At 64.4% G+C, this 2,405-nt stretch carries 1 protein-coding gene; it reads left to right on the forward strand.

The window, feature by feature from the left end; all coding sequences use genetic code 11:
• Positions 1 to 2,405, forward strand: a 2,405-nt coding sequence (locus A5625_RS04730; RefSeq protein ID WP_156747935.1) for a condensation domain-containing protein, incomplete at both ends; no start/stop codon positions are given.

The raw sequence follows: 2,405 nt of genomic DNA on the forward strand, positions 1-2,405 counted from the left end.
CCTGCCCGGCTTAACCAGCAGCAGATCGACGAGCTGCAGCAGCAATACCGGATTGCTGACGTATTGCCGCTGACCCCCCTGCAACAGGGTTTGCTCTTTCACACCAGGAGCGCGCAGGGCAGCGACGATTTGTATGCGGTGCAACTGGATATCACGCTGAGCGGCCCCCTCGACCGGCACCGGCTGCGCGATGCGGTGCACACAATGGTCAACCGGCATCCCAACCTGGCGGCCCGATTCTCGGAACAGTTCGGCCAGCCGGTGCAGATCATCCCGGCTGATCCCGCGCCGGGATGGCGGTATGTCCAGCTGGAAGCCGGGGACATCGATATCGATGAGCAGATCGAGCAGCTGTGCGCCGACGAACGTGGCGCCGTCTGTGATCTCGCCGAACGGCCGGTCGCTCGAGCCGCGTTGATCCGCACCGCACCCGATCGGCACCGATTTGTGCTGACCTTCCATCACATCGTGGTGGATGGTTGGTCGCTGCCAATCCTGCTGCAAGAGATCTTCGCCGGCTACTACGGGCAGCGACTGCCCGCTGCGGTCCCGTATCGCAGATTTGTTGCGTGGCTGGCCGATCGAGACCTTGACGCCGCCCGTGCGGCCTGGCGTGAGGTATTCGCCGGCTTTGACAACCCCACGTTGGTCGGCCCGCCGGACCGGTCAGGACGCGGTGGGCGGGGAGTTACCTCGTATCGGATACCGGGACACACCACGCGGGCGCTTAACGAGCTGGCCCGCACGCGGCACACCACCGTCAACACTGTGCTGCAGGCCGTCTGGGCGCAGGTGCTGATGTGGCTGACCGGCCACCCTGACGTCGCCTTCGGCGTCGCAGTCTCGGGGCGGCCATCCGAAGTGCCGGGCGCCGAATCGATTGTGGGCCTGTTGATCAACACGGTGCCGGTTCGCGCGGATATCACCGCGGCAACCACCACCGCCGAACTGCTCGACCAACTGCAACACGCCCACGCCAAAACCCTTGAGCACCAACACCTTGCACTTAACGAGATTCACCGCATCACCGGTCAGGACAAACTGTTCGACACCCTGTTCGTGTTGGAAAACTACCCGGTCGACACCAGCACATTGACAGGGGCCGACGGGTTGACCATCGCTGCGTTCAGCAGCCGCGAATCCACCGACTACCCGCTGACGATGCAGGCTGTGGTCGGGGACGAATTGGGTCTCCGCCTCGAATACGACACCGACGTGTTCGACACCGAATCCATCGAAACGATTGGCAGGGGATTCCGCCGTGTGCTAAAGGCGTTGACCGTGGATCCGACCCGGCGGTTGTCGTCGGTGGATGTGCTCGATGAGTGTGAGCACGCGCGTTTGGATGAGATGGGTAATCGGGCGGTGTTGAGGCAGCCCCCAACGCTGGTGTCGATTCCAATGGTGTTCGCCGCCCAAGTCGTACGCACACCGGAGGCGGTCGCGCTGACCTGCCAGGGCGTCTCGATGACGTATCGGGAGCTGGATGAGGCGGCGAACCGGTTGGCGCACGTGTTGGCCGATGCCGGTGTGGGTCCGGGCGAGTGTGTGGCGCTGCTGTTTTCGCGGTCGGCTGAGGCGGTCGTGGCGATCTTGGCGGTGTTGAAGACCGGGGCGGCCTATCTGCCGATCGACCCGGCGCATCCGCCCGCCCGGATCGAGTTCATGACCGAGGACTCCGCGCCTATCGTCGCGATCACCACTGCCAGTCTGGCCGACCGGCTGGACGGATGCGCGCTGCTGGTCATCGATATCGACGACCCCCGTATTGACGCCCAGCCCAGCACTGCACTACCGGCGCCTGCCGCGGACGACATCGCCCACATCATCTACACCTCGGGCACCACCGGTGTCCCCAAAGGCGTTGCGGTAACGCAGTACAACGTGGTTCAGCTGTTCGAGTCACTCGATGCCGGGCTGGACCTGGGTCCGGGGCAGGTGTGGACGCAGTGTCATTCGTATGCGTTCGACTTTTCGGTGTGGGAGATCTGGGGCGCGCTGCTGCATGGTGGGCGGCTGGTGGTGGTGCCCGAGGAGGTGGCCGGCTCACCCCAGGATTTCCATGACTTGTTGATCAATGAACGGGTCAGTGTGCTGACCCAAACCCCTTCTGCGGTAAGGGGTCTACCGCCTGAGGGCCTGTCGACTGCGTTGGTGATCGGCGCCGAGGCGTGTCCGGTTGAAGTGGTGGACCGGTGGGCGCCGGGGCGGGTGATGATCAACGTCTACGGTCCCACGGAGACGACGATGTGGGCGTCCAAGAGCGCGCCATTGGCCGCGGGGTCGGGTGCGCCACCGATCGGCTCGCCGGTATCGGGGGCAGCTTTTTTTGTGCTGGATGGGTGGTTGCGTCCGGTGCCGGTGGGTGTGGTGGGGGAGTTGTATGTGGCGGGTCGTGGTGTGGG

The organism is Mycobacterium sp. 1465703.0 (assembly GCF_001672975.1).
GTDB lineage: Bacteria > Actinomycetota > Actinomycetes > Mycobacteriales > Mycobacteriaceae > Mycobacterium.